Below are 26,798 nucleotides of genomic sequence, written 5' to 3' on the forward strand. Positions count from 1 at the left end.
GCTACAGGCGCCCCGTCTCGTCCAGGTAGTCCAGCAGGGCCGCGTCCACCGTGTCGTGGAACGCCGCGAGCGTCCGGCGGTCCTCCTCGCGCAGGTAGAGGTCCTCGCAGCCGACCCACCGCTCCCGGGTCACCGCCGCGGGCAGGTACCCGTCAGTGACCGTGCCGACCTCCCAGTCGGTCTTGCCCGCGGTCTCCCAGCAGCTGGCCAGGGTGCCGTCCGCGCTCACCACCGCCCCGTAGCGGCCGTCGCCGTACCCGCAGGTGACGCACGGGCTGTGGGCCTGCGGCCGGGTGACGGTGAAGCCGAGGTCGAGCGCCCGCCGCTGCCACCGGGTGAAGCGGGCCGACAGCTCGCCGGTGTGCAGCAGGTCGTTGCCGTAGCCGATGCCGACGTCGCCCACCTGGGCGAAGTACAGGGTGCACCGGGCGGGGTCGAGCTCCGCGGCGAGCCGGTCGATCAGCGCGTCGACGCCCCGGTAGGTCTCCCCGGAGACGTTGACCCGCAGCAGCCACCGGATCGGGGAGGCCTCGGAGGCCCGGACGATGTTGTGGACGATCGCGTCGAAGGTCCCGCCGCCGTCCGTGCGTCCGACCCGGATCCGGTCGTGGTCGGGGCGGTCGCCGTCGAAGGTGATCTGGACGGACCGCAGCCCGAGGCCGGAGAGCCGGCCGGCGAGGGCCGGGGTGAGCAGCGTGGCGTTGGAGATCATCCAGGCGGAGGCCAGCCCGTGGTCCTGCGCGCGTTCCAGCAGTTCCAGGCAGCCGCGCGGGTTGAGCAGGGGCTCACCGCCGAACAGCAGGATCCTGAGCCGTTCCAGGCCGGCGGCCTCCATCTGCCGCTGCGTGAAGTCGAGGATCGAGGTGATGGTCCGCGAGGTGAGGCGGGTGCGGGCGATCCGCGGCGGGCGGCTGCCGCCGTCCGGGTCCTGGCTGGTGTTCTGGAAGCAGTAGCCGCAGCCGAGGTTGCAGTGGGTGCTGGTCAGCACGGTCAGCGCGTAGCTGCGCGGCGGCGGGGCGGTCAGCAGCCCGTGCTCGCGGAGCCGGCGTTCGGTGCCCGGCCGGAGCAGGCCGTCGGCGGTCAGCTGGCCGGGGCGCAGGCGGGCCAGCCCGCCGCCCGGGCCGAGGAACCACCAGTTCCGCTCGCCGCGGAGGATGCGGACGCCGCCGTCGAGGGCGGCGGGTGCCCCGGTCACCGTGCGCCCCGGATCACCGAGGCGCGGTCGCGGCCGGTGGCGGCGCCGTTCCCGGCAGTGGCACCGGCAGCGACAGAGGCAGCGGCAGCGACAGCGGCAGCGACAGAGGCGACTCCGGCAGCGGTCTCGGCCGGGGCGCCGTTCCCCGCGCCGCGCCGCCCGTGCGCGACGGTCAGCGCGGTGAGCGCCGTCACCAGGGTGGACTGGTAGGCCTTCCGGAAGAACTCCACCGTGGTCTCGGCCGTGTCCGCCCGGTCGCCGGAGGACCGCCCGGGGATCGCGCCGCCCGGCGACTGGACCCCGGCGAGCAACCGCAGCCCGGCCGCACCCGAGGGGGTGGCGAGCGGGTCGAGGCCGAGGCAGTGCTGCGCCAGGACCAGTTTCGCGGTGAGGTCCCAGTCCCCGTTGCGCACGCAGTCCTCGGTGAGGCGGCGGACCCGGTCGCGGGCGTGCTCCAGGGCGTCGCCGCTCAGACCGGGGTCGCGGAAGCCGAAGTCGCTCAGGTGGAAGACGGTGTGGGTCACGTCGCACACGTCCAGCTCGGTGACCGGCCGCCCGTCGCGGTGCCGGGCCAGCCGGCTCGCCCGGTACAGGTCCGGGTAGGAGTGCAGGCGGTGCTCGACGCCCGCGAGTTCGGCGTAGTACCTGGTCTCCAGGTGGAGGAACGCCGACTTGCGGCTCGGCGTCAGGTGGCCGCCGGCCACCACCTCGGCGAGCACGGCACGGTGCGGGCCGTCGCTGAGCCCGGGGGGCGCCAGCGCCCCGTACATCAGCCGGAACTGCCACGCGTAGCGCGGCTCGGCGATGAGCAGGGCCGGGTGGTCCGGGCTGCGCCAGACCTGCTCGACCGTCGCCGTCACCTCGGCCAGGCCCGGGTCCGCCGGCGCGGCCCGTTCCCAGGAGCGGCGCAGCGCGGCGAGCTGCAGCAGGGCCTTGACCCTCGGGGTCACCGGCAGCTCGGCGCGGCCCGACGGGGAGTCAAGATAACCCGAGTGCAGGCGAATCCACTGGAGTGCGCCCGCCGCCAGGCTCTCCACGACCGCTGTGTCCGGGCCTGCTGATCGAGTACCCATGGTTCTCCTGGTTCTCCTGGTTCTCCCCGAGGGGTGCGGACTGCCGGGCGGCCCGCTCGATGAGGTCGGCCGCGCGGACCGGGCTGTCCGCCGCCGCGAGCCGGGCGCCGAGGGTGCGGGCGCGTTCCCGCAGCCGGTCGTCCCGCCAGGCCGCCCCGATCTGCCCGGACGGGTCCGGCTGCTCCGTGCGCGGGACGTGCACGGCGACGCCGGCCCGCAGGCAGGCGCCGGAGAGCACCGGCTGTTCGGAGCCGTTGGGCGTGACGCCGAGCGGCCGGCCGCGCAGCAGGGCGCCGAGCACCGGGGCGGACGTCCCGCTGGTCAGCACCAGTCCGGCGAGGTCGACCAGCGGGCCCAGCCACGGCTTGCGGACGAGCAGGATGTCGGCACCGGGGGCGGGTCGCGGGTCCGCCGTCCGCCCCTGCTCGACCACGGCCTGGAACGGGCCGCCGGTGAACGTGGCGTTGAGGCGGGGCCACGGGGTGCCGCCGCCGAAGAACCGGCCGAGGTGCACGTAGACGACGGGCTTGCCGGACCGTTCCAGGTGGTCGGTGACGGCGGCGAGTTCGGCCGGGTCGGCGGCGGGCTCCCAGGTGAGCGGACCGACCTGGTGGACGCGCTCGGGCAGCACGGCGCCGGGGTACTCCAGCGCGGGGTCGCCGCGGAGCAGCAGGGCCTCGCCGAGCAGCGGGTCGTCCGGCCACCGCGGCGGCTCGCCCGACGGGCCGCGGGCGGGTCCGCGGGCAGGGCTGCGGGCAGGGCTGCGGGAGGGCCGCCGCGCCAGGCCGACCTGCTCGCGGACGGCGGCGTACAGCTCCAGGCACTCGTGGGTCCGGTTCTCCCTGGTGCGGCCCCACTGGGGTTCGTCCCCGCCGCCGGACCGGTAGTCCCAGAGGTGGACCGAGAGCCCGATCACCACCACGGGGATGTCCAGCACCTCGGCGGCCAGCAGCGTGCCGTTGCACAGCACCGAGGTGACCAGCAGGTCGGCCCGCGCCTCCCGGGCCGCGCGCACGGTCGCCCGGTACTGCTCCGCTCCGGTGGGGGCCCACGAGGCGGCGGAGAAGGCCCGCGCACCGCCGAAGTCGTCCGCCGGCGCGAACGGCAGGCCTGCCTCGGCCACGACGGCACCGGCACCGGACCGGCCGAGCACGCCGACCCGGTGGCCCCGGCGCCGCAGCTCGCGCCCGGCGGCGAGCGCCGGGTAGAGGTAGCCGCCGTCGCTGAGGGGGCAGAGCAGGATGTTCACGGGGCCTCCGGGCCGGGGCGGTCGGGCACCGGGCGGGCCGCCCGGGCCCTGGCGGCTCGCGCCGGGGACGAGGTGGCCCGCCCGGTTCTCATGGCTCGGTCCGTCGAGTCAGAGGGCCGCGCTGTTGTTGATGATGCAGATGCTGTCGTCGGCCACGGACTCCTCGCCCGCAGCGTGCGCGACGACGTCGACGTCCTCGTCCTCGACCTCGGTCGGCTCCGGGTTGATGTCCTCGGGCATGCTGTCCTCCTCTGCCATGGCCGCGTCCGCTACGCGGGCCCCACAGCACGTTAGGGATGCTCGGTATGACGACGATTAGGCAGCGGTTCGAATTCGGTATGACGGCCACTCAGAGGTGCGGCCCCGGTCCGGGCCGGTGGCCACCGCGCCGCCCGAACGGCCGGTCGGAGGCGCGGTACCGGTCCCGGGCCGGTGGTCCGGACGGCGGCCCGGCGCATACGGGTCACGGCCGGTGCCCCGGGCAGCGGCCCGGACGGTGCCCCGGGCGGCGGCCGCGACGGTGCCCCGGGCGACGGCCGCGACGGTGCCCCGGGCGACGGCCGCTCAGAGGTGCGGCACCGGTCTTCGGCCGGCCGTGCGGACGGCCTTCTCCCGCGCGTAGGCGTACGGCAGCGCCGGCATCTCGTAGCGCACCGTGTGGGCGAACCCCTCCACGTTCGGGACGGTCAGGAGGCTGGCCTCCAGCAGGTGCTCCAGCACCCGCACCGCCGCGTCCGGCCCGCAGTCCAGCACGGCGGCGGCCTGCTCCAGGGTGAACACCGGCTCCGCCAGCAGCCCGAGCCGCAGCACCGCCCCGTGCGCCGCCTCGGGCAGGTCCCCGATCGACTCGGCCAGCCGGGCGCGGACCGCCGGATCACCCCCGCACAGCTCGTCCAGCAGCCCCCGGGTGCCGGACATCCGCGCGCTGAACTCGCTGAGCGGCACGTGCCGCAGGAACGCCAGCCGGTCGGCGACCAGCCGGACCCCGAGCGGCAGCAGCCCCGCCGCCCGCACGATCCGGCCCGCGGACTCGCGGTCCGCGTCGACCCGGTCCGCCCCGATGACCCGGCCCAGGAACTCCACGGCCTCCTCCGCCGCGAACGAGGACAGCCAGAACCGGTGGGCACTCTCCAGGCCGACCATCCGCGGCCGGGCCGTCACCACGACCGCGCTCTCCCCGGCCTCCGGCAGCAGCGGGCGGACCTCGCACTCCCGCCGGGCGTCGTCGACCACGACCAGGGCCCTCCGCCCGGTCAGCCAGAGCTGCCACGCCCACCGCAGGTCCGGCGGGTCCGGTCGCCCCGCGAGCTCCGGCCGGCCCGGCGCGGCCGCGGCCAGCAGCTGGCGCAGCACGTCCTCCAGCGGGCGCGGCCGACCGTCCTCGCCGCGCAGCCGCACGAACAGGCGGCCGTCCGGGAAGCGCTCCCCGAGCCGGTGCGCGACGTGGACGGCGAGCGCGGTCTTGCCGGAGCCGAGCGGACCGGTCACCACGGCCAGCCGGTTGCCGCCCCGGGCCAGCGTCTCCGACAGCTGGCGGGTGGCCGCCGCCCGCCCGGTGAAGGGCGACGGGTCGCAGGGCAGCAGGTTCGGCGACGGCGCCCGGTCCGGCCGGGGTCCCGCGGGTGCCGGAGGCCGGGGCGGCGCGGCGGCGGGGGCCGGCGGACGCAGCGCGGCGGGCGCCGGCTCGCACAGCAGCGAACGGTAGAACCGGACCAGTGCCGGACCGGGCGGCAGCCCGAGTTCGTGCGCCAGCGACTGGCGCAGCTCGTCGTAGACCGCCAGCGCCTCGGAGCGCCGCCCCGCCTGGCACAGCGCGGTCATCTGCAGCATCCGCAGCCGTTCCCGGAGCGGGTGCAGCTGGACGGTCTCGGTCAGCCGCTCGATCACGGCCGGGCCGCCGCCCGCCGCGATCTCCGCCTCCGCCCAGTCCTCGAAGACCCCGAGGAAGCGGCGGTCCAGCCGCTGGGCGACGGCGCCGATCAGCGGCACGTCCCGGAACCCGTCGAGGGCCGAGCCGCGCCACAGGTCCAGTGCCTCGGTCAGCGCGCCGGCCCGGGCCCGCTGCTCGAAGCAGAGCGCGTCCAGCTCACCGGCCTCCGTGTGGAGCACGTACCCGCCGGCCTGGTGGCTGATCCGCGTCCCGGACTCCGCGCCGACCAGGCGGCGCAGCCCGGACACGTACACCTGGAGGTTCTTGCGGGCCGTCCGCGGCGGGGCGTCGTCCCACAGCGCCTCGACCAGGGAGTCGGACGAGACCCGCGCATTCGCGTGACACAGCAGGGTGGCCAGGAGAATCTGCTGCTTTCGCGATCCCGGGTCCACGGAACTGCCGTTCGCCTGCACCCGCAGCGGACCGAGGATCCCGAAACTCACCGTCATCTCACGCCAACTTGATGACGAGGGAATGCCCTTCCACCTCGGCGTCCGACACCGCGTCCAAGCGCTGTTTGACGGAGTTGAGGACGGTCACCTCGTCCTCGGTGAGCCGGGAGAGCACGTCCTGCTGCTCCTCCGTCAGCAGGTCGACCGGGTTACCCGCTTGCCGCAGGGCGGCGAGGGCGTCGAAGGTCATGGTCCCCTCCTGTCTCGTGTGCCAGATCATCATCGTCCCCGGCCCGGACCCCGTCCATGAGACCTTCGGGCCACAAAGCACCGTCGACCGGGGAGGAAGCCACCATCAGCGCGAAGAGTCCGGCCTGCAGTCTTGACCGAAGTCCCAGCTTCGCCAGAATGGCCGTGACGAACCGCTTCACCGTGCGCTCACTGATGTTCATTTCCCGCGCTATCGACCGGTTGTCGTACCCGAGGCCCAGGTACTGGAGGACGACGCGCTCCCGAGGGGTGAGCGACCGGTTCCGCGGCACGGCGTCCGCCAGCGGTTGCGGCAGCGCGGGCGGCCGGTGCGCCCCGCACGCCGGGCAGACCGCGGCGGTCGGACCGCCCGCCCCGTTCAACGCCGCCGTACCCCGGTACACGGGCGCGGCGGTCGTTCTCCACCGAACGTCAACAGGATCCCCCCTCTGGCCACACGACTGCGGTGCCCACATGCTGACGCGAGGACCGGGCACCGGCAAGAGGGCGGACCGACCCTCGTCATGCCAACGTCAGGACGGGGCAAGGGATTTGTGGCCAGAGGGGCGGGTGTGACAGGACCCTGCCGTCCGCCCGCGCTCCGGCGCTCCGCGGCGGCCCGGGGGGCGGGGCGGCGACGGGGGCGGCGACGGGGATGGCTCCGGGGATAGCTCCGGGGACGCGGCAGGGGGGCGGTGCCACCCGCACCGCCCCCCTGCCGGACCGAGCGGTGGTCAGGCCCCGACGTAGTCCGCGAGGTGCTCGCCGGTCAGCGTGGAGCGGGCCGCGACGAGGTCGGCGGGCGTGCCCTCGAAGACGACCCGGCCGCCGTCGTGCCCCGCGCCGGGCCCGAGGTCGATGATCCAGTCCGCGTGCGCCATGACCGCCTGGTGGTGCTCGATGACGATAACCGACTTGCCGGATTCGACGAGCCGGTCCAGCAGGCCGAGCAACTGCTCGACGTCGGCCAGGTGCAGGCCCGTGGTCGGCTCGTCGAGGACGTAGACGCCGCCCTTGTCCCCCATGTGGGTGGCCAGCTTCAGCCGCTGCCGCTCACCGCCGGACAGCGTGGTGAGCGGCTGGCCGAGGCTGAGGTAGCCGAGGCCGACGTCGGCGAGCCGCTCCAGGATGCGGTGCGCGGCCGGCGTACGCGCCTCGCCCTCGGCGAAGAACCTCTCGGCCTCCGTCACCGACATCGCGAGCACCTCGCTGATGTCGCGGCCGCCGAGGTGGTGGTCCAGCACCGACGCCTCGAACCGCTTCCCCTCGCACTCCTCGCAGGTGGTGGCGACGTTGGCCATCATCGCCAGGTCGGTGTAGATGACGCCCGCGCCGTTGCAGTTCGGGCAGGCGCCCTCGGAGTTGGCGCTGAACAGCGCCGGCTTCACCCCGTTGGCCTTCGCGAACGCCTTGCGGATCGGGTCCAGCAGGCCCGTGTACGTCGCCGGGTTGCTCCGCCGCGAACCGCGGATCGCCCCCTGGTCGACCGACACCACGCCCGCACCGGGCGGGATCGACCCGTGCACCAGCGAGCTCTTCCCCGAACCCGCGACGCCGGTGACCACGACCAGCACCCCGAGCGGGACGTCGACGTCGACACCCCGCAGGTTGTTCGCCGACGCACCGCGGATCTCCAGCGCACCGGTGGGCTTGCGCACGTCCTCCTTCACGACGGCCCGGTCGTCGAGGTGGCGGCCGGTGATCGTGTCACCCGACCGCAGCCCCTCGACGGTGCCCTCGAAGCAGACGGCGCCGCCCCCCGAACCGGCGCCGGGGCCGAGGTCGATGACGTGGTCGGCGATCGCGATCGTCTCCGGCTTGTGCTCCACCACGAGCACCGTGTTGCCCTTGTCCCGCAGGCGCAGCAGCAGCCCGTTCATCCGCTGGATGTCGTGGGGGTGCAGACCCGTGGTGGGCTCGTCGAAGACGTAGGTGGTGTCGGTGAGGGAGGAGCCGAGGTGGCGGATCATCTTCACGCGCTGCGCCTCGCCGCCCGACAGCGTGCCCGAAGGCCGGTCGAGCGCGAGGTAGCCCAGCCCGATCTCCACGAACGAGTCGAGGGTCTGCCCGAGCGTGGCGAGCAGCGGCGCCACGCTCGGCTCGTCGAGGCCGCGGACCCACTCGGCCAGGTCGGTGATCTGCATCGCGCAGGCGTCGGCGATGCTGATCCCGCCGATCCGCGACGCCCGGGCGCCCTCGCTGAGCCGGGTGCCGCCGCACTCGGGGCAGTCGGTGAAGGTGACCGCCCGCTCGACGAACGCCCGGATGTGCGGCTGCAGGGCGTCCTTGTCCTTGGCGAGGAAGGACTTCTGGATCTTGGGGATCAGGCCCTCGTACGTCAGGTTGACCCCGTTGACCTTGACCTTGGTCGGCTCGCGGTAGAGGAAGTCCTGCCTCTCCTGCTCGGTGAACTCACGGATCGGCTTGTTCGGGTCCAGGAAGCCCGACTCGACGAAGATCCCGACGGTCCACCAGCTGTCCACCTTGTAGCCGGGGATCGTGATCGCGCCCTCGGCGATCGACTTGGTGTCGTCGTAGAGCTCCGCGAGGTCGATGTCGGAGACCTTGCCCCGGCCTTCGCAGCCCGGACACATGCCGCCGGCCCGGCTGAAGGTCTGCTTCACCGTCTTGCTGCCGGCCCCCTTCTCGACCGTGATCGCGCCGCTCGCCCGGACCGAGGGGACGTTGAAGGAGTACGCGTTGGGCGAGCCGATGTGCGGCTGCCCGAGCCGGCTGAACAGGATGCGCAGCATCGCGTTGGCGTCGGTGGCGGTACCGACCGTGGAGCGGGGGTCGGCCCCCATCCGCTGCTGGTCGACGATGATCGCGGTCGTCAGGCCTTCGAGGACGTCGACCTCGGGCCGGGCCAGCGCCGGCATGAAGCCCTGGACGAAGGCGCTGTAGGTCTCGTTGATCAGCCGCTGCGACTCCGCGGCGATCGTGCCGAACACCAGCGAGCTCTTGCCCGAACCGGAGACCCCGGTGAACACCGTCAGCCGGCGCTTCGGGATCTCGACGCTGACGTCCTTGAGGTTGTTCACCCGCGCACCGTGGACGCGGATCAGGTCGTGGCTGTCGGCCGCGTGCGGCTGGGTCGACTGCGTGTCCGGCTTGGGGGCCTTGCTCATCGTGTCTCCATCTGCTGGGCGGGACCGCCTGTGCGGTCTCCGCCGGCGTCGCCTGACTCGATCTCGTTCTCGATCCAACCATTTCCGAATGCCGCCCGGACTCCTCCGGATCTCCGCCGGCCGTTGCGGACACCCGCGGTCGTGCGCTGACCTGCGCTGACGGGCGTGGATCCGTGCGGGCCCCGGCCGACCTTCGTGAGCGGGCGGGCAGCGTGTGAGCATACGGGCAGGCTCTGACAATCCCGCCGGTCCTCGGTCCGGACCGCAGACCGCGCGCGGCCGTCGGGGGTGGGGCGGGGGTGGGGCGGGGGTGGGGCGGGGGCGGGCGGCCCCGGAGACGGGTGCGGTGCCGGGTGCGGGTGCCGGGTGCGGGGTCGAGCCCCGGGTCCGGCACCCCTCGTACCCCGGATCCCGCACGGCCGACGCCTCGCGGACGCCGCTCCCGGGCTCAGCCGGTGGCCGACGCCGCCTCGGCCAGGGCCTCCAGCACCGGCCGGATCAGCGGATGGCCGTCCGCACCGGCCCGGACGGCGGCGAACACCCGCCGGGTCGCGAGCGCGCTGTCCACCGGCCGCACCGCCACCTGCCCGAGGTCCACCCCGAGCAGGGCGGAACGCGGCACCAGCGCCACTCCGGCACCGGCCGAGGCGAGCGCGACGACGGCGCGGAAGTCGTCCGAGGAGTGCACCAGGCGCGGCTGGAACCCCGCGTACTCGCAGGCCAGCAGCACCACGTCGTGGCAGGGGTTGCCGGGGTAGGGGCCGATCCAGGGCTCGGCGGCGAGGTCGGCGACCGCGATCGGACCGTCGGCGGCGGCCAGCGGGTGGGCGAGCGGCAGCACCGCCTCGAACGGTTCCGCGTACAGCGGGACGCGGGTGAGCCGGGCGTCGTCGGCACGCGGCGCGCCCCGGTACTCGACGGCCACCGCGAGGTCGGCGCGGCCGTCCAGCACCATCGGCAGGCTGGCGTCGCCCTCGGCGTCCAGCACCTTCAGCCGGACGCCGGGGGCGCGGGCGGCCAGGGTGCCGATGGCCGGCGCGAGGACCAGGGAGATCCCGGTGGCGAAGGACGCGACGGTGACCTCTCCGGCGACGCCCGCGCTGTAGGCGGCGAGGTCCGCCTCGGCGCGTTCGAGCTGGGCGAGGACGGCGTCGGCGTGTCCCAGCAGGATCTCGCCGGCGGCCGTGAGCCGGACGCCCCGGCCTTCGCGCGCGAGCAGGTGGTGCCCGGTCTCCTGCTCCAGCGCGGCCAGCTGCTGCGAGACGGCGGAGGGGGTGAGGTAGAGGGCGGCCGCGGCGGCGGTCACGGTCCGGTGGTCCGCCACCGCCCGCAGGGTCCGCAGCCGTCTTGCGTCGATCACAGCCCAATTCTGCCAGCGCCGCGGCACCCGAACGGGCGGGGGTGACCCCCGGCCCCGGCACGGACGGCCGACGAGGGGCGGCGGGCGGCGGAGCAGGAAGTCGGACCGGCCGACTTCCTGCTCCGCCGCCTGCTGCCCCTCGCGCCGCCGGGGCCCGCCTCCGCTGCAGCCGCGGCCGCGCCCCCTTTCCACCGGATCGGGCATCGCCCCCGGAGCCGCCAGTGCTCTTTGCAAAGTGTGCTCTTTGCAAAGAGCTGCAACGGAAACCCTTGCCGGGCAAGGAGAAGGCGGACCCTCGATGTACTTTGCAAAATGCACGGCGTGTTTGCAAAGTGTGATGCGGAAGGGGAGGGCGGAGCGGGGAAGAGAGAGCGGGAGTCGGGAACGAGGAACGAGGAGCGAGGAACGGACAGCGGGAGCACCCGGCTGCGGAGCGCGCAGCCCGGTGGGCGCCGGCGGCGGTCCGGGAAACCGCGAACGGGAGTGGGAAGTCGGACGGGCCGACTTCCCACTCCCGCGCGGGAGGGTGGGGCAGGTGGTTCTGGGTGCCGTGCGACGGGGGCGGGCCGGTGCCGCCTCCGCCGCACGGCGGCTTTCGGAGCCCGTGGCGCGTCCGGTTCCGAGCGGACGCGCCACGGGCGATCAGGGGGAGCCGTCCCGGACGGGGGACGGCTCCGCGGGGTACTCCCCCGCTGCCGGGGCTACTCCCCCAGCGCGGCGCGCGCGTCGATGAAGGCGGCGACGGCGCGCTCGACGTCCTCGGTGGAGTGCGCGGCCGACAGCTGCACCCGGATCCGGGCCTGGCCGTGCGGCACGACCGGGTACGAGAACCCGATGACGTACACGCCGCGCTCCAGCAGCAGCTCGGCGAGCCGCCCGGCCTTGGCCGCGTCGCCGATCATCACCGGGGCGATCGGGTGGTCGCCGGGCAGGATCTCGAAGCCGGCCTCGGTCATCTTCGACCGGAACAGCGCGGTGTTGGCCACCAGCCGCTCCCGCAGGTCCGTCGACTGCTCGACCAGGTCGAGCACCTTCAGCGAGGCCGCGGCGATCACCGGGGCGAGCGAGTTGGAGAACAGGTACGGCCGCGAACGCTGGCGCAGCAGGGCGACGATCTCGCGGCGCGCGGCGACGTAGCCGCCCGACGCGCCGCCGAGCGCCTTGCCGAGGGTGCCGGTGATGATGTCGACGCGGTCCATCACGCCGTGCAGCTCGGGGGTGCCGCGGCCGCCCGGGCCGACGAAGCCGACCGCGTGCGAGTCGTCGACCATGACCATGGCGTCGTAGCGGTCGGCCAGGTCGCAGATCTCGCGCAGCGGGGCGACGTAGCCGTCCATCGAGAAGACGCCGTCGGTGACGATCAGGCGGCGGCGGGCGCCCTGGGCCTCCTTGAGCTGCTGCTCCAGGTCGGCGAGGTCGCGGTTGGCGTAGCGGTGGCGGCGGGCCTTGCAGAGGCGGATGCCGTCGATGATGCTCGCGTGGTTGAGGGCGTCCGAGATGACGGCGTCGCGCTCGTCGAGCAGGGTCTCGAAGACGCCGCCGTTGGCGTCGAAGCAGGAGGAATAGAGGATGGTGTCCTCCTGGCCGAGGAACGCGGAGAGGCGGTCCTCCAACTCCTTGTGGACGTCCTGGGTGCCGCAGATGAAGCGGACGGACGCCATGCCGTAGCCCCAGCGGTCGAGCGCGTCCTTGGCGGCGGTGAGGACCTCGGGGTGGTCGGCGAGGCCGAGGTAGTTGTTGGCGCAGAAGTTGAGCACCTCGCCGGGGGCTCCGCCACCGGTGACGGTGACGGCGGCGCTCTGCGGGCTGCCGATCACCCGCTCGGGCTTGAAGAGGCCCGCCTCGCGGATCTCGTCGAGGGTGGCGGCCAGGTCGTCGCGCACGTTGTCGAACACAGCAGGCTCCTACACGAGTGAACGAGGGCGGAGGGGGGTCGCGGACGGTCGCACCGGGCTCAGGCGGTCCAGTCCAGGATGATCTTGCCGCAGCGGCCGCTGGCCGCTTCGTCGAAGGCGGCCTCGAAGTCGGAGGCGGCGTAGCGGCCGGTGATCACGGGGCTGAGGTCGAGCCCGCCCTCCAGCAGGACGGACATCGCGTACCAGGTCTCGAACATCTCGCGGCCGTAGATGCCCTTGATGGTGATCATCGAGGTGACGACGGAGGCCCAGTCGACCGGGAACTCCTCTGCGGGCAGGCCGAGCATGGCGATCTTCCCGCCGTGCGTCATGTTGGCGATCATCGACTGGAGCGCCTCGGGGCGGCCGGACATCTCCAGGCCGACGTCGAAGCCCTCGCGCAGGCCGAGCTTCTGCTGGCCCTCCTCGATGGTGTGCTCGCCGACGTTGAGGGCCAGCGAGACGCCGACCTTGCGGGCGAGGTCGAGCCGGTAGGGCGAGACGTCGGTGATCATCACGTTGCGGGCGCCGGCGTGCTTGGCGACGGCGGCGGCCATGATGCCGATCGGGCCGGCTCCGGTGATCAGGACGTCCTCGCCGACCAGCGGGAAGGAGAGCGCGGTGTGCACGGCGTTGCCGAACGGGTCGAAGATCGCGGCGACGTCGAGGTCGACGGGCACCCGGTGGACCCAGACGTTGGAGGCGGGCAGCGCCACGTACTCGGCGAAGGCGCCGTCGCGGCCGACGCCCAGGCCGACGGTGTTGCGGCACAGGTGGCGGCGGCCGGCCAGGCAGTTGCGGCACTTGCCGCAGACCAGGTGGCCCTCGCCGCTGACCAGGTCGCCGACGGCGATGTCCGCGACACCCGCGCCGATCTCGGCGACCTCGCCGACGAACTCGTGGCCGAGCACCAGCGGCGTCGTGATGGTCTGCTGCGCCCAGCCGTCCCACTTGCGGATGTGCAGGTCGGTGCCGCAGATGCCGGTGCGCAGCACCTTGATGAGCACCTCGCCGGGGCCGATCGCCGGGGTGGGGACGTCCATCAGCCAGAGTCCGGGCTCGGCCTTCTGCTTGACGAGTGCCTTCACGGCGGTGGCTCCTGACGCACGGTGGGTGGCGGCCCGGTGTGGGCAGGCCGACGGGGCCCGGCGGGGGGTGGCGGTTCCTGCAGGTCCTGGATCGGTCCTGGCGGTTCCAGGAGGGTTCCTGGTGTCCGCATTCCGGGCAGGCAGAAATCTGCCTGGTGGGAGGGGGTGCGGTCCATCGAGGAATTCTTAAGGGCCGCCACAGCTGGGCTAAACGATCGTGCCCGAGCTGGGTCGCGGGGCCCTCGCGGCATGCCGGTGGCCACTCGTACGGCGGAGCGCGTGGGGTGTGTTTCCGGGGTCGCGGGGTGCGTTTCCGGTGTCGCGGGGGTGGCGCGGGTCCATCGGCGGTCACGGGCGGGGCGGGATCGGAGCCGGGACCAGGACCGGAGCCGGGGCCGGGGCCGGGCGATCCGCTGCGGCGGGCCGCGACGGCGTGGGTGAGCGCGGCCGCTGTGGCGAGTGGGGCGAGCGGTGTTGGGGCGGGTGGCTGAGGCTTGGGTCCGTTCGGGCCAGCGGGGCGGCGGTCGGCGCGCGGGGCCGGTGCGGCGCGCATACGGTGGCGAACGCTCCCCCGTGGGCCCGTGGAGCGCTGCTCCGGGTCCGTCCGGCCCAGAGAGGCGCCTCGAAGATGACGACGAATTCCGTGACGAGTCCCCACCGTCCGCGCCCCGCGTCCGCGCGTCGGCGCAGCCGGTCGGTCCCGGTGGTGCTGGCGCTGGCCGGGCTGCTGGCCGGGGCGGGCTGCTCGGGCGGCACGGCCGCCGATCCGCCGGCCGAGGGGGCGGTGACCGCCGTTCCCGCGGCTCTGAGCCCGTCGGCGACGTCACCGGCGGCGTCCTCCTCCGGGTCCACGGCGTCGCCGACGGCGGGCGGGACGGTGGTGCCGCTGACGCCGGACGTGACGGCGCGGATCGATGCGGCCGTGCAGCGGGTGCTGCGGGAGGCGTCGGTTCCCGGTGTGATCGTCAGCCTGTCCTCGCCGAGCGGCAACTACCTGAAGGCCTTCGGCGTCTCCGACAGGGTCGCGGGCACGCCGATGGTGACCGGTCTCAACATGCGGATCGGCAGTGAGACGAAGACCTTCACGGTCACCGGCCTGCTCAGGCTGGTCGACCAGGGCAAGGCGGGGCTGGACGACCCGATCGGCAAGTACGTGACGGGTGTGCCGAACGGCGACAAGATCACCCTGCGTCAGCTCGCGGCGATGCAGAGCGGCCTCTTCTCGTACACGCAGGACGAGGACTTCGTGCAGGCCCTGGAGGCCGACCCGGACCGGGTGTTCACGCCCCAGCAGCTGCTCTCGTACGCGTTCGACCACCCGGTGAACTTCCCGCCCGGCGCCAAGTTCGAGTACTCCAACACCAACACGGTGCTGCTGGGGCTGGTGATCGAGAAGCTGAGCGGGCAGCCGCTCGGGGCGTTCCTGAAGCAGCAGGTGTTCGACCCCGCGGGTCTGGGGCGGACGGTGTTCCCGGTCGGGAGCGAGTTCCCGCAGCCGCACGCGCGCGGCTACACGAACCAGACGCCGACCGGGGCGATCGCCGACGCCACCGACTGGGACCCGTCCTGGGCCTGGGCGGCGGGGGCGATCATCTCCGACCAGACGGACCTTCAGAAGTGGGCCAAGGTGGTGGCCACCGGGACGCTGCTGACCCCGCAGACGCAGGCGCAGCGGCTGCAGCAGCAGCCCTCGCCGGTGCCGGACACCTGGTACGGGCTCGGGATCTTCTACGACCACGGGTGGATCGGGCACAACGGTTCGCTGCCGGGCTACCAGAGCGTCGTGGTGTACCTGCCGTCGGCGCAGGCGTCGCTGGTGGTGCTGCTGAACACGGACGTGTCGTTCCAGGGTGAGGAGCCGTCGACGCTGTTCGCGCAGGCGGTGACGGAGATCGTCTCCCCGGACAACGTGTACACGCTGCCGGCGGCGCCGGCCGGGTCGGGTTCCTCGTCGTCGCCCGCGTCGCCGTCGTCCTCGGCCTCGTCGTCCGCCTCGCCTTCGTCGCCGTCCCCGTCGAAGTCCGCGTCGCCGTCCTCGAAGTCCCCCGGGTCGAACGCGGACGCCTGACGGGCGGGGCCCGCAGCGCGGTGGCCCTGTCCGGAGCCGGAGTCGGAGGCTTCGGGCAGGGCCACCGGGCTGCCGGGCGGAGCGAGCGGTCCGGGCGGCGGCCGCCGGTCAGGTCCCGAGGACCTGGGCGAGGTCGTAGGAGACCGGCTCGTCGAGCTGCTCGTAGGTGCAGCTCCCGGGCGTGCGGTCGGGGCGCCAGCGGCGGAACTGGGCGGTGTGGCGGAAGCGGGTGCCCTCCATGTGGTCGTAGCCGACCTCGGCGACGCGTTCGGGGCGCAGCGGTACCCAGGAGAGGTCCTTGCCGCCGGTCCAGCGGCTCTGCGCGCCGGGGAGCCGGGCCCCGGCGTGGGCGGCTTCGTCGGCCCAGGCTCCCCAGGGGTGGCCGGAGGTGTCGGCCATCCGCAACGGGGCGAGTTCCTCGACGAGTTCGCGGCGGCGGGCCATCGGGAAGGCGGCGCAGACGCCGACGTGCTGGAGGCGGCCGTCGGCGTCGTGGAGGCCGAGCAGGAGGGAGCCGACGATCGGGCCGCTCTTGTGTTCGCGGTAGCCCGCGACGACGCAGTCGGCGGTGCGCCCGTGCTTGATCTTGTACATGGTGCGCTCGCCCGGCCGGTAGGGCTGGTCGAGGGGTTTGGCGACGATGCCGTCGAGGCCGGCGCCCTCGTACTGGGCGAACCAGGTGTCGGCGAGGTCGCGGTCGGTGGAGGCGGGGGCGGTGAAGACGGGGTCGGCGGCGTGGGCGAGGGCCGTTTCCAGGGCGGGGCGGCGGACGCCGAGGGGTTCGTCGAGGAACGACCGGTCGCCGAGGGCGAGCAGGTCGAAGGCGACGAAGGAGGCGGGGGTGCGTTCGGCGAGCAGGCGGACGCGGGTGGCGGCGGGGTGGATGCGTTCGAGGAGTTCCTCGAAGCGGAGCCGTCCGTCGCGGGCGATGACGACCTCGCCGTCCAGGACGCAGCGCGGGGGTGTCTCGCGGCGCAGGGCCTCGACGAGTTCGGGGAAGTAGCGGGTGAGGGGTTTGCCGGTGCGGCTGCCGAGTTCGATCTCGTCGCCGTCGCGGAAGACGATGGTGCGGAAGCCGTCCCACTTGGCCTCGTACTGCATTCCGGGCGGGATCTTCGCGACCGCTTTGGCGAGCATCGGCGCGACCGGCGGCATGACGGGCAGGTCCATGGTCCCGATCCTCGCGCCGAACCCCCGCCCCCGCACGGTGGGCGGGGGCGGTGCCGGGGGCGGGCGGTGACGGCGCCGGGCGGGGCGCGGGGTGGGCGGGCTCGGGGCGCGGGGTGGGCGGGGCGCGCTTAGCGTGGGTGGCATGGGCTCTGCCGTGGAACTGGATGTCGCCGGGCGCAGTGTCCGGCTCTCGAACCCGGACAAGGTGTACTTCCCGGAGCGCGGCTTCACCAAGCTGGACGTCGCCGAGTACTACCTGGCGGTCGCGGACGGGGTGCTGCGCGGGCTGCGGGACCGGCCGACCACGCTGCAGCGGTTCCCGGACGGGGTGGAGGGCGAGTTCTTCTACCAGAAGCGGGCGCCGAAGGGCCTGCCGGAGTGGCTGCCGACCGCCCGGATCGCGTTCCCGAGCGGGCGGTCGGCGGACGAGATCTGCCCGACCGAGCCGGCCGCCGTGCTGTGGGCGGCCAACCTGGGCTGTCTGACCTTCCACCCGTGGCCGGTGCGGCGGGCGGACACCGAGCACGTGGACGAGCTGCGGATCGACCTGGACCCGCAGCCGGGGACGGACTTCCGGGACGCGGCGCGGGTCGCGCACGAGCTGCGGGCGGTGCTGGAGGAGCACGGGCTGCGCGGCTGGCCGAAGACGTCGGGCGGGCGCGGGCTGCACGTGTACGTGCCGCTGGTGCCGGAGTGGACGTTCACGGACGGGCGGCACGCGGTGATCGCGCTGGGACGGGAGCTGGAGCGGCGGCTGCCGGGCCGGGTGACGACGGCGTGGTGGAAGGAGGAGCGCGGCGAGCGGATCTTCGTCGACTACAACCAGATGGCGCGGGACCGCACGATCGCGTCCGCCTACTCGCTGCGGGCGCGGCCGCGGGCGACGGCCTCCGCGCCGCTGCGTTGGGAGGAGGTGGACGACGTGCTGCCGGAGGACTTCGATCTGCGGACGCTGCCCGGTCGGTTCGCCGAACTCGGGGACCTCCAGGCCGGGATGGACGCGGAGGCGTTCCGGCTGGAGGGGCTGCTGGAGCTGTACGAGCGGCAGGTGGCGGACGAGGGGTTGGGCGAGCTGCCGTATCCGCCGGACCATCCGAAGGCGGCCGGGGAGCCGCCCCGGGTCCAGCCGAGCCGGGCCCGGAGGAAGGACGCCTGACGCCGCCCGGGCCGTCCGGCGTGGTCCTCGTGGGCAGGGACCGGGGGAAGGGACCGGGGCAGGGACCACGCGCGGTCCCTGGCGTACTGCCCGAAGTGCTCCCGGACGTGATCACGTAGGCTTTCGCCCCGCGAAGATCATCCGCGGAACGCAGGTGCACACCGCGGGCGGGTGCGAGCCGGGACGGGCGAAGGGGCGTGGACGGGGTGGGCGTGCGGGGGCTGCGGGAGATCCTGGCGGACGCGGCGGGCGGGCTGTTCCCGCCGTCGGACGGCTCGGTGACGGTGGTGCCGCAGCCGGCGCGCCGGGACGCGGGGGTGCTGTCGTTCTCGGCGCACGCGGTGGTGTTCACGGACGAGGACCCGGCGTGGGTGCGCACGGTGCTGGCCGCCGTGCCGAGCGACCCGCTGGCCGCACCGCTCTGCCCGCCGTTCCTGACCGCGTTCGCCGGACGGACCGGCCGCGAGGTCGGCAACATCGACCTGCTGACGGTGGCCGGCCGACTGCCGGGCGAGCCGCCGCTGGCGCTGGCTCCGGTGTCCGACCGGGAGCACCCCCGGGTGGTGCGCGCCCTACGCTACCGGGAGGACGTGCGGGTCTTCGAGGCCGACGGCGGCGTGCTGGTGCTCGGGCGCGGGGTGGCCGGGCGCTGGGAGTGCGCGGTCGAGGTGGCGCCGGACGCGCGCGGCCGCGGCGTGGGCCGGGCCCTGGCGGTCGCCGCCCGGCACCTGGTGCCGGACGGCGAGTGGCTCTGGTCGCAGCAGGCGCCGGGGAACGCGGCCAGTGTCCGGGCGTTCCAGGCGGCCGGCTACCGGCCGGTCGGCGCGGAGGTGCTGCTGGTGGTGGGCCGGCCGTGAGCGGGTTCGCGGTGGTGCCGCAGGAGGTGCGGGCCCGGCTGGTGGTCCGGTTCGGGCCGGGTGCGGCGGAGTGGTGCGCGGAGCTGCCGTCCCTGGTCGACGCCCTGGCGGGGCGCTGGGGCCTGACGGTGCTGGCGGCCGGCGGGGGCGGCACGGCACGGGTCTTCCGCTGCGCCAGGGCGGCGGACGGCGCGACCGTCTGGCTGAAGCTGACACCGGACCCGGAGGTGGCGGCGCAGGAGGCCGCGGCGCTGCGGGCCTGGTCGGGGTCGGCGTGGGTGGTGCGGCTACTGGAGTACGACGCGCAGGCGTGCGCACTGCTGCTCGCGGACGTCGCGCCCGGCACGACCCTGCGCGAGCGCGGGTGGCGCCCGGCCGAGGTGGCGGGGATGCTGGCCGGCCTGCGGTCGGCGCCGGTGGAGGGGGTCGCGCTGCCGCCGCTGGCCGAGCGGGTGGAGTTCCTGGTCGGTCTGACCGAGCGGCGCGCGCCCGGGCTGGTCCCGGCGGAGCTGTGGAAGCCGGCCCGGGAGCTGGCGACGGGCGGCCCCAGGGCACTGGTGCACGGGGACCTGCACCCCGCCAACGTGCTGCTCGGGCCGGACGGGCCGGTCGCGATCGACCCGCGTCCCTGCCTGGGCGACCCGGACTTCGACCTGGTGGACTGGGTACTGGACGGCGTCACCGACGCCGCGGCACTGGCGTCGCGGGTCGACGGGCTGGCCGCCCTGGTGCCGGGCGCCGACCCCGGACGGGTGCTGGCCTGGTGCCGCGCCGTCGCCGTGCTGATCGCCGCGCCGCGCGTGGTGGCCGGGCGGCGGGACGCGGAGACGGCGTTCCTGCGGGAGCTGGGCGGGATCTGACGCCACGGTGACGGCGCGGCGGAACGGCGCGGCGGAACGGCGCGGCGGAACGGCGTCCGCCCCACAGGCGGCGCGGAACGGGCGGGCCGCCTGCCCCTGCCCCTGCTGCCGCACCTCACCGGGCGGGCGGTCCGCCCGGGGTACCGGCCCGCCCCACCGCCGCCCGGCGGCGGCCGGAGCGCCCGCGCTGTTCGGTCGACTCCAGCTCACGCCGCAGGGCGTCCAGCATCGTGGAACCGGGGCTGAAGTCGTACGACTCCAGCCCGGGGAGGTCGACGTCCCTCCGCAGGGACGCCACCGCGAGGTCCCGCCACGCGTAGAGGTCGCCCGGACGGCGGCCGCCGTCCTCCGCCCAGCGCCGGCAGCGCGAGCGCAGCCCGAGGACGGCACCCCGCGTGGTGGCCGTCGCACACATCCCGCCCGGCCCGTAGAACCAGTCGTTCAGCTCCAGCGCCACCTCTCCGGCGAGTGCGGGCGTGACCTGCGCGCCCGAACCGTGCGAGAGCCTCCCGAGGACGCGGAAGACCTCCGGGTAGGAGTCGAGCCGGGCCTTGTGGAGCTCGATCGCCCAGCCCGACTTCAGGTCCGTGAGCCACCGCGCCCGCTCCCGGCGTTGCTGCGCCAGGGTCAGCGCGGCACCGACGCCCGCCACGGCCAGTGCCACGAGACCCGACACCAGCGCGGTCACGACCTGCTCGCTCATGGCAGCCCCTCCCCCGGTCACCGACGGGCCGAGTATGCCCGCCGATGGAGCGGTGAACCCCGTTGCGCCACAGCCGGGTTGAGCGGACCGGAGCTGGCCGGAGCGGAACCGGGAGGACCCGACAGGCCTGCCGGTGAAGGCCGGTAGAGTTCGATCAAGGGAAGCACCGGCTGGGGAGGACCATGCGAACGGACGACGTGCCGCCGATCGTGCTGGTGCACGGGACGCGCTTGAGCGCGGCCCAGTGGAGCAACCAACTCCCCGCGCTGGAGCAGGACTTCCCGGTGACCGCGGTCGACCTGCCCGGTCACGGCTCCCGGTCGGCGCAGCCGTGGAGCCTAGACGCGGCGACGGACGTCATCGCCGCCGCGGTCGACGCGCTCGGCCGCGGGCCGGCCCTGGTCGTCGGGCACTCGCTGGGCGGGTACGCCGCGCTGGAGTTCGCGCGGCGCCGCCCGGAGCTGCTGCGCGGACTGGTCCTCGCGGGGGCGAGCGCCTCGACGCACGGCCCCTGGGCGGTGCCGTACCGACTGGTCGCGGGGCTCGTCTCCCGCGTACCGGCGGACCGCCTGGGGCGGTGGAACGACCGGCTGCTGCGCCGGATGTACCCGCCCCACGTCATCGAACCGACCGTCCGCGGCGGCTACTCCTTCCACTCCCTGCCCGCGGCCTGGGGCGAGGTGCTGGGCGGTTTCGACGCGGGCTCCATGCGTCACGTGACGGCTCCCGTGCTCATCCTCAACGGCGAGAAGGACCTCGTCTTCCGCTCCGGCGAGAGGGACTTCGCCCGTGCGCACCCGCAGGCCCGCATCGAGCTGATCCCACGGGCACGGCACCTCGCGAACTTCGACGACCCGGACGCGTTCACCGGTGCCGTGCGCCGCTTCGCCGAGGGCCTTCCCGTTCGCGGCTGAGCCGACCCGGACGGCTCGGACGAACTTGCGGACGGGCGGACGGACGGGCGGACGGGCGGAGGCGGGCCCCGGACCGGGTCCGTCTCCGCCCGCCGCCCGTACGGCCCGGCGAGCCGATCCCGCCGCCCCTCGGGTGGGACGCGGCGGTCCGCCCTCCGGTGCGGCGTGGCGGTCAGGCGCTGCCCCTGCCGGTCAGCATGGCGAGGAGGAGTGCGAGCCCGAGCATCGTCCCGACGGTGGCACCGGCAGGGGCGTAGAGACGGTCGGCCAGCGGGTCGCTGACGGCGCAGACGATCAGGTAGCCGCCCGCGGGGAGGGCGGCCAGCCCGGCCACCAGCAGGGCCAGCCACCAGACGGTCGCCCGGAATCCGGTCTCGTGGCACTCGCCCCCTCCGCAGCGCACCGGTATGACGCCGTGGTCGTACGTCGTCTCCTCGTTCAGTGCGTAGCGGTAGGTGGGCTCGCCCCCGGCCGGGAGGAAGGTTCCGTCGCAGCCGCCGGGCGGCAGTTCGGCGCGTTGGTCGGCCGACGGTTCGGCCGGGCAGCGGTCGATGGCGTACATGCCCCGGACGCCGCTGCTGCCCGCCGAGTAGCCGATGTGCGGGACGGTGCGGGAGACCGCCAGCCAGGTGAGCGAGAACAGGCCCAGGGCCACGGCGACGAGCGCGATCCTGCCGAGGATCCACCGGAGCCGGTCCGGTCCCGGGCGTCCGGCGGGCGGCGGGCCGGGCGGCACCGCGTCGGCGACGGTGGCGTCGTCGCTGCCGGTTCCGGTTCCGGTTCCGGTGTCCGCGTCCGTGTCCGCGCCTGCGTCGGCGATCGGGGCGCTCTGCCCGGCGGCGTCGTGGCCGCCCCGGTCCTCACCCGTCGCCGGTGACCCGCCGGCGGCCCGGGCCCCGCCCGCCGCTCCTCCGCCGGCGCCTTGCGGCGGATTCCCGGGCGCCTCTCCACCGGCGCCGCCGATCACGTCGGCGTTCGCGCCGTCGCCGACCGTCTTTCGTGCCGGACCCCCGGCCGTACCGTCCGTGGTCCCCCGAGCCGCGTCCGCGTCCACCGCTCCCCCGTTCCCGGTCACCCTCGTCCGCGGCACCGCACCGGAGGAGTCCGGTGCGAGTGCCGTCCCGGATCCAGGACGCCGCGCGTTCGGGAGCGGTTGCGCATGCGGCGCGCCCGGCTGCGGGCCCCGGACCGCACACGGCGCGCACGCGGCCGGGTCAGACCGCGAGCGCTCCGGCCGGGGCGAGCGAGGCGACGATCGCGACGGCGTCGGCGATCTGTCCGTCCGTCAGGTCTCCGCGGGCGGTCAGGCGCAGGCGCGAGATGCCGTCCGGGACGGAGGGCGGGCGGAAGCAGCCCACCGCGAGGCCGGCGCGGCGGCAGTCGGCGGCCCAGGCGACGGCGGCCTCGGGGCCGGGGGCCCGGACGGAGACCACCGCGGCGTCGGGGGTGGAGGCGTGCAGGCCTGCGGCGGTGAGCCGGTCGGCGAGGGTGCGGGCGACCTCGCGGGCGCGGTCGGCGCGGTGCGGTTCGGCGCGCAGCAGTCGCAGGGCGCCGAGCGCGGCCCCCGCGGCGGCCGGGGCGAGGCCGGTGTCGAAGATGAAGGTGCGGGCGGTCTCGGTGAGGTGGCGGATCACCCGGCGGGGGCCGAGGACGGCGCCGCCCTGGGATCCGAGCGACTTGGAGAGGGTGACGGTGGCGACGACGTCCGGTGCTCCGGCGAGGCCGGAGGCGGCGAGCGCGCCGGCGCCCCCGGGGCCGAGGACGCCGAGGCCGTGGGCGTCGTCGACCAGCAGGGCCGCACCGAACGAGCGTGCCGCGTGGGCGAGTTCGGGGAGGCGGGCGGCGTTGCCGTCGACCGAGAAGACGGAGTCGGTGACCACCAGGGCGCGGCGCCGGGTGCGTTCGGCGAGGGCGGTGGCGACGGCGGCGGGGTCGCTGTGCGGGGCGCGGTGGACGTCGGCGCGGGCGAGCCGGCAGCCGTCGATCAGCGAGGCGTGGTTGTACGCGTCGGAGACGATCAGGGTGTCCGGGTCGGTGAGCGCGGTGAGCGCCGCGAGGTTGGCGGTGTAGCCGGAGGAGAACACCAGGGCCGCCTCGACGCCGCAGAACTCGGCGAGTTCGTCCTCCAGTTCGGTGTGCAGGGCGGTGGTCCCGGTGACGAGGCGGGAGCCGGTGGCGCCACCGCCCCAGCGCAGTGCGGCGTCGGCGGCGGCCCGGGTGACGGCGGGGTGCCGGGTGAGTCCGAGGTAGTCGTTGCCGGCGAGGTCGAGCACCGGGTCCTCGGCGGGCCGGCTGCGCAGTGTCCGGGTGAGTCCGGCCCGGGCGCGCTGCTCGGCCGTCTCGTCGAGCCAGTCGAAGACGGCGGCGGGGGCGAGGGCGGGCGCCTCGGGCGCGGTGCGGTGGGCCATGCCCGGCACTCTGGCACGCACGCCGCGCGGCGGGCAATGTGCGTCTGCGCACACGTCCGGCCTTGCATTCATCTCGGATTTCCCGGGAATTCCCTGCGGAAAGCGCCCGGGATCCGGCGTGTGGTTCCGGCATTCCGACCGGCGGTCCGGTCTTTCCGATCCTTCCGGCCCTTCCGGTCCTTCCGGTCCTTCCCCCACGGCTCTCGGCCGGTCGTTCGCCCCGCCGCGCGCGCCGAGCGCCCGGGAAACCGAGCGTCCGGGAAACCGGGTGGTCGCCGTCCCCGGTGACGGCAGCCTGTCCGGCCTGGCCGACCGGGCGTGCGCAGAGGCCTTCGTGGACGCCGCCCTCCGGGCCGCCCGGCAGGTCGTCCGCGAGGAGGGCCGTCCGGTCGCGCACCCCGCGGTCCGCGCGCGGACCGCCCGCCGGCCGGGTACAGCCGTGCCGCGGGGTGAGCCGGGGGTGCGCTGGGGATGAGCCGGGGATCAGCCCGGGGTGCGCCGGGGGCGGCCGCCCGGGTGTCCCGGCGGGGGCGGCCTTTGCCGGGGGCGGCGGCGAGCAGGCAAGATAGCCGGGTGACCCTCCTTGATCTGATGCCGAAGCCCGCCACGCCCGACGCGCTGTACGAGACGTTCGCCGCCTGGGCGGAGGAGCGCGGGATCTCGCTGTACCCGGCTCAGGAGGAGGCGCTGATCGAGCTGGTGTCGGGGAACAACGTGATCCTCGCGACGCCGACCGGTTCGGGCAAGAGCCTGGTCGCGGCGGGGGCGCACTTCGCGGCGCTCGCGGAGGGGCAGCGGACGTTCTACACCGCGCCGATCAAGGCGCTGGTGTCGGAGAAGTTCTTCGACCTGTGCAAGATGTTCGGCACCGAGCAGGTCGGCATGATGACGGGCGACGCGTCGGTGAACCCGACCGCGCCGATCATCTGCTGTACGGCGGAGGTGCTGGCGCAGATCGCGCTGCGGGACGGGCAGCGGGCCGACATCGGCCAGGTGGTCATGGACGAGTTCCACTTCTACGCGGAGCCGGACCGCGGCTGGGCGTGGCAGATCCCGCTGCTGGAGCTTCCGCAGGCGCAGTTCCTGCTGATGTCGGCGACCCTCGGCGACGTGCGCCGGTTCGAGGAGGACCTGACCCGCCGGACCGGCCGCCCGACCACCGTGGTCCGCAACACGACCCGGCCGGTGCCGCTGTTCTACGAGTACCGGCGCACCACCATGCACGACACGCTGGAGGAGCTGCTGCAGACCGGCCAGGCGCCGGTCTACGTCGTGCACTTCACGCAGAAGGAGGCGGTGGAGCGGGCGCAGTCGCTGATGAGCATCAACATGTGCTCGAAGGCGGAGAAGGACGCCATCGCCGCGCTGATCGGCAACTTCCGCTTCACCACCAAGTTCGGCCGCAACCTGTCCCGCTTCGTGCGGCACGGCATCGGCGTGCACCACGCCGGCATGCTGCCGAAGTACCGCCGGCTGGTCGAACGCCTCGCCCAGGCGGGCCTGTTGAAGGTGATCTGCGGGACGGACACGCTGGGCGTGGGCGTCAACGTGCCGATCCGCACCGTGCTGTTCACCGCGCTGTCCAAGTACGACGGGCAGCGGGTGCGGATGCTGCGGGCGCGGGAGTTCCACCAGATCGCCGGGCGCGCGGGGCGGGCCGGGTTCGACACGGTGGGCCAGGTGGTGGCGCAGGCCCCGGAGCACGTGATCGAGAACGACAAGGCCGTCGCGAAGGCGGGCGACGACCCGAAGAAGCGGCGCAAGATCGTCCGGAAGAAGGCCCCGGAGGGGTTCGTCGGCTGGTCCGAGGAGACCTTCGAGAAGCTGATCGCGGCCGATCCGGAGCCGCTGGTCTCCCGCTTCAAGGTGAGCCACGCGATGCTGCTGTCGGTGATCGGCCGGCCGGGCAACGCCTTCGAGGCGATGCGCAAGCTGCTGACCGACAACCACGAGGACCGCGCCGCCCAGCGCCGGCACATCCGCACCGCGATCGCCGTCTACCGCTCGCTGCTGGAGGGCGGCGTGGTGGAGCGGCTGCCGGAGCCGGACCCGGAGGGCCGGATCGTGCGGCTCACCCTGGACCTCCAGGAGAACTTCGCGCTCAACCAGCCGCTCTCGACGTTCGCGCTGGCCTCCTTCGAGCTGCTCGACCCGGCCTCGCCCTCCTACTCGATGGACGTGGTGACCGTGGTCGAGGCGACGCTCGACGACCCGCGCCAGATCCTCGCCGCGCAGCAGAACAAGGCGCGCGGGGAGGCCGTCGGCGAGATGAAGCGCGACGGCATCGAGTACGAGGAGCGGATGGAGCGGCTCCAGGAGATCACCTACCCGAAGCCGCTGGAGGAGCTGCTCACCCACGCCTACGAGGTGTACCAGCGGGCGCACCCGTGGATCGGCGACCACCGGCTCCAGCCGAAGTCGGTGGTCCGCGACCTGTACGAGCGGGCGATGACCTTCTCGGACTACGTCGGCTTCTACGAGCTGGCCCGCACCGAGGGCATCGTGCTGCGGTACCTGGCGAGCGCGTACAAGGCGCTGGAGCAGACCGTCCCCGAGGACGCGAAGACCGACGACCTGAAGGACGTCATCGCCTGGCTGGGCGAGCTGGTCCGCCAGGTCGACTCCAGCCTGTTGGACGAGTGGGAGCAGCTGGCGAACCCGACCGACCCGGAGTCGGCCGAGGTGGTGCTGGACGAGAAGCCGGCGCCGGTGACGGCCAACGCGCGGGCGTTCCGGGTGCTGGTGCGCAACGAGATGTTCCGCCGGGTGGAGCTGTGCGCGCTGGAGCACTACGACGCCCTGGCCGAGCTGGACGGCGAGTACGGCTGGGACGCGGACCGCTGGGCGGACGCCATGGACGGGTACTGGGAGGAGTACGACGACCTGGGCACCGGCCCGAACGCGCGCGGTCCGAAGATGCTGCTGATCGAGGAGGAGGACTCCTCCTGGAGGGTCCGTCAGATCTTCGACGACCCGGAGGGCGACCACGACTGGGGCATCAGCGCCGAGGTCGACCTGTACGGGTCGGACGAGGAGGGACGGGCGGTCGTGCGGGTCACCGCGGTGGACCGGCTGGGCGGCTGACGGTCTGTCACGGAGGGGC

At 74.5% G+C, this 26,798-nt stretch carries 21 protein-coding genes; 6 read left to right on the plus strand and 15 right to left on the minus strand.

Features of this window, described 5'->3' with window-relative positions; all coding sequences use genetic code 11:
* Position 1 precedes the first annotated feature (1 nt).
* The 11 genes from OG550_RS02895 to tdh all read right to left on the minus strand — a co-directional run bounded on the left by OG550_RS02895 (position 2) and on the right by tdh (position 13,559).
* On the minus strand, positions 2 to 1,195 hold the full coding sequence (locus tag OG550_RS02895) for a radical SAM protein (RefSeq protein ID WP_327674142.1): 1,194 nt from the start codon (positions 1,193 to 1,195) through the stop codon (positions 2 to 4).
* Entirely contained in the window at positions 1,192 to 2,268 is a 1,077-nt protein-coding gene (locus OG550_RS02900) for a DUF6895 family protein (RefSeq protein ID WP_442905917.1), read from the minus strand. Before OG550_RS02900 ends, OG550_RS02895 begins: the two co-directional genes overlap by 4 nt.
* On the minus strand, positions 2,174 to 3,517 hold the full coding sequence (locus tag OG550_RS02905) for a glycosyltransferase (protein ID WP_327674146.1): 1,344 nt from the start codon (positions 3,515 to 3,517) through the stop codon (positions 2,174 to 2,176). The genes OG550_RS02900 and OG550_RS02905 overlap by 95 nt, the downstream gene beginning before the upstream one ends.
* A 108-nt stretch (positions 3,518 to 3,625) precedes the next feature.
* Positions 3,626 to 3,757 carry a hypothetical protein gene (locus OG550_RS02910; RefSeq protein ID WP_327674148.1) on the minus strand — a complete coding sequence of 44 codons (132 nt, stop codon included), beginning with the start codon at positions 3,755 to 3,757 and terminating at the stop codon, positions 3,626 to 3,628.
* 324 nt (positions 3,758 to 4,081) lie between these two features.
* Positions 4,082 to 5,896 carry an AfsR/SARP family transcriptional regulator gene (locus OG550_RS02915; protein ID WP_327674149.1) on the minus strand — a complete coding sequence of 605 codons (1,815 nt, stop codon included), beginning with the start codon at positions 5,894 to 5,896 and terminating at the stop codon, positions 4,082 to 4,084.
* A gap of 1 nt (position 5,897) precedes the next feature.
* Entirely contained in the window at positions 5,898 to 6,089 is a 192-nt protein-coding gene (locus tag OG550_RS02920; RefSeq protein ID WP_327674151.1) for an aroma-sacti cluster domain-containing protein, read from the minus strand.
* Entirely contained in the window at positions 6,049 to 6,564 is a 516-nt protein-coding gene (locus tag OG550_RS02925) for a helix-turn-helix domain-containing protein (RefSeq protein WP_327674154.1), read from the minus strand. The genes OG550_RS02920 and OG550_RS02925 overlap by 41 nt, the downstream gene beginning before the upstream one ends.
* A gap of 258 nt (positions 6,565 to 6,822) precedes the next feature.
* Positions 6,823 to 9,216 carry an excinuclease ABC subunit UvrA gene (locus OG550_RS02930; protein ID WP_327674156.1) on the minus strand — a complete coding sequence of 798 codons (2,394 nt, stop codon included), beginning with the start codon at positions 9,214 to 9,216 and terminating at the stop codon, positions 6,823 to 6,825.
* Positions 9,217 to 9,664: 448 nt separating this feature from the next.
* A complete protein-coding gene (locus OG550_RS02935; protein ID WP_327674158.1) occupies positions 9,665 to 10,576 on the minus strand; it encodes a LysR family transcriptional regulator in 912 nt (303 codons plus the stop codon).
* Positions 10,577 to 11,277: 701 nt separating this feature from the next.
* Complete coding sequence (locus tag OG550_RS02940; protein WP_327674160.1) at positions 11,278 to 12,471, minus strand: glycine C-acetyltransferase; 1,194 nt, start codon at positions 12,469 to 12,471, stop codon at positions 11,278 to 11,280.
* A gap of 59 nt (positions 12,472 to 12,530) precedes the next feature.
* Positions 12,531 to 13,559, minus strand: a complete 1,029-nt coding sequence (gene tdh / locus OG550_RS02945) for an L-threonine 3-dehydrogenase (RefSeq protein ID WP_327674162.1) — start codon at positions 13,557 to 13,559, stop codon at positions 12,531 to 12,533.
* Between the two features lie 643 nt (positions 13,560 to 14,202).
* Between tdh and OG550_RS02950 the strand changes: the two genes are divergently transcribed.
* On the plus strand, positions 14,203 to 15,627 hold the full coding sequence (locus OG550_RS02950; protein ID WP_327674164.1) for a serine hydrolase domain-containing protein: 1,425 nt from the start codon (positions 14,203 to 14,205) through the stop codon (positions 15,625 to 15,627).
* A 108-nt stretch (positions 15,628 to 15,735) separates the two neighbouring features.
* On the opposite strand, the gene OG550_RS02955 is transcribed toward OG550_RS02950, so the two are convergent.
* Positions 15,736 to 16,797, minus strand: a complete 1,062-nt coding sequence (locus tag OG550_RS02955) for an ATP-dependent DNA ligase (protein ID WP_327674166.1) — start codon at positions 16,795 to 16,797, stop codon at positions 15,736 to 15,738.
* A gap of 142 nt (positions 16,798 to 16,939) precedes the next feature.
* Here OG550_RS02955 and ligD point away from each other — a divergent pair, with 142 nt between their 5' ends.
* From ligD to OG550_RS02970, 3 genes are all read left to right on the plus strand, one after another.
* The gene (gene ligD / locus OG550_RS02960) at positions 16,940 to 17,953 is read left to right on the plus strand and encodes a non-homologous end-joining DNA ligase (protein WP_327674168.1); all 1,014 of its coding nucleotides are present in this window, start codon (positions 16,940 to 16,942) and stop codon (positions 17,951 to 17,953) included.
* A 197-nt stretch (positions 17,954 to 18,150) separates the two neighbouring features.
* Positions 18,151 to 18,810 (plus strand): GNAT family N-acetyltransferase, encoded by a 660-nt coding sequence (locus OG550_RS02965; protein ID WP_442905918.1) that lies wholly within the window; start codon positions 18,151 to 18,153, stop codon positions 18,808 to 18,810.
* Complete coding sequence (locus tag OG550_RS02970; RefSeq protein WP_327674170.1) at positions 18,807 to 19,670, plus strand: aminoglycoside phosphotransferase family protein; 864 nt, start codon at positions 18,807 to 18,809, stop codon at positions 19,668 to 19,670. The genes OG550_RS02965 and OG550_RS02970 overlap by 4 nt, the downstream gene beginning before the upstream one ends.
* 115 nt (positions 19,671 to 19,785) lie before the next feature.
* Here OG550_RS02970 and OG550_RS02975 read toward each other — a convergent pair whose 3' ends face one another.
* Positions 19,786 to 20,373 (minus strand): hypothetical protein, encoded by a 588-nt coding sequence (locus tag OG550_RS02975; protein WP_327674172.1) that lies wholly within the window; start codon positions 20,371 to 20,373, stop codon positions 19,786 to 19,788.
* Between the two features lie 182 nt (positions 20,374 to 20,555).
* Between OG550_RS02975 and OG550_RS02980 the strand changes: the two genes are divergently transcribed.
* Positions 20,556 to 21,287, plus strand: coding sequence for an alpha/beta fold hydrolase (locus OG550_RS02980; RefSeq protein ID WP_327674174.1), 732 nt, complete (start codon positions 20,556 to 20,558; stop codon positions 21,285 to 21,287).
* A gap of 172 nt (positions 21,288 to 21,459) precedes the next feature.
* On the opposite strand, the gene OG550_RS02985 is transcribed toward OG550_RS02980, so the two are convergent.
* Together OG550_RS02985 and OG550_RS02990 are read right to left on the minus strand one after the other, a co-directional pair.
* The gene (locus OG550_RS02985) at positions 21,460 to 22,362 is read right to left on the minus strand and encodes a hypothetical protein (RefSeq protein ID WP_327674176.1); all 903 of its coding nucleotides are present in this window, start codon (positions 22,360 to 22,362) and stop codon (positions 21,460 to 21,462) included.
* Positions 22,363 to 22,501: 139 nt separating this feature from the next.
* Positions 22,502 to 23,695: an 8-amino-7-oxononanoate synthase gene (locus OG550_RS02990; protein ID WP_327674178.1), complete on the minus strand. Its 1,194-nt coding sequence runs from the start codon at positions 23,693 to 23,695 to the stop codon at positions 22,502 to 22,504.
* Between the two features lie 591 nt (positions 23,696 to 24,286).
* Between OG550_RS02990 and OG550_RS02995 the strand changes: the two genes are divergently transcribed.
* Positions 24,287 to 26,779 carry a DEAD/DEAH box helicase gene (locus OG550_RS02995; RefSeq protein WP_442906128.1) on the plus strand — a complete coding sequence of 831 codons (2,493 nt, stop codon included), beginning with the start codon at positions 24,287 to 24,289 and terminating at the stop codon, positions 26,777 to 26,779.
* Positions 26,780 to 26,798 lie beyond the last annotated feature (19 nt).

It is taken from the genome of Kitasatospora sp. NBC_00458, from assembly GCF_036013975.1.
Lineage (GTDB): Bacteria > Actinomycetota > Actinomycetes > Streptomycetales > Streptomycetaceae > Kitasatospora.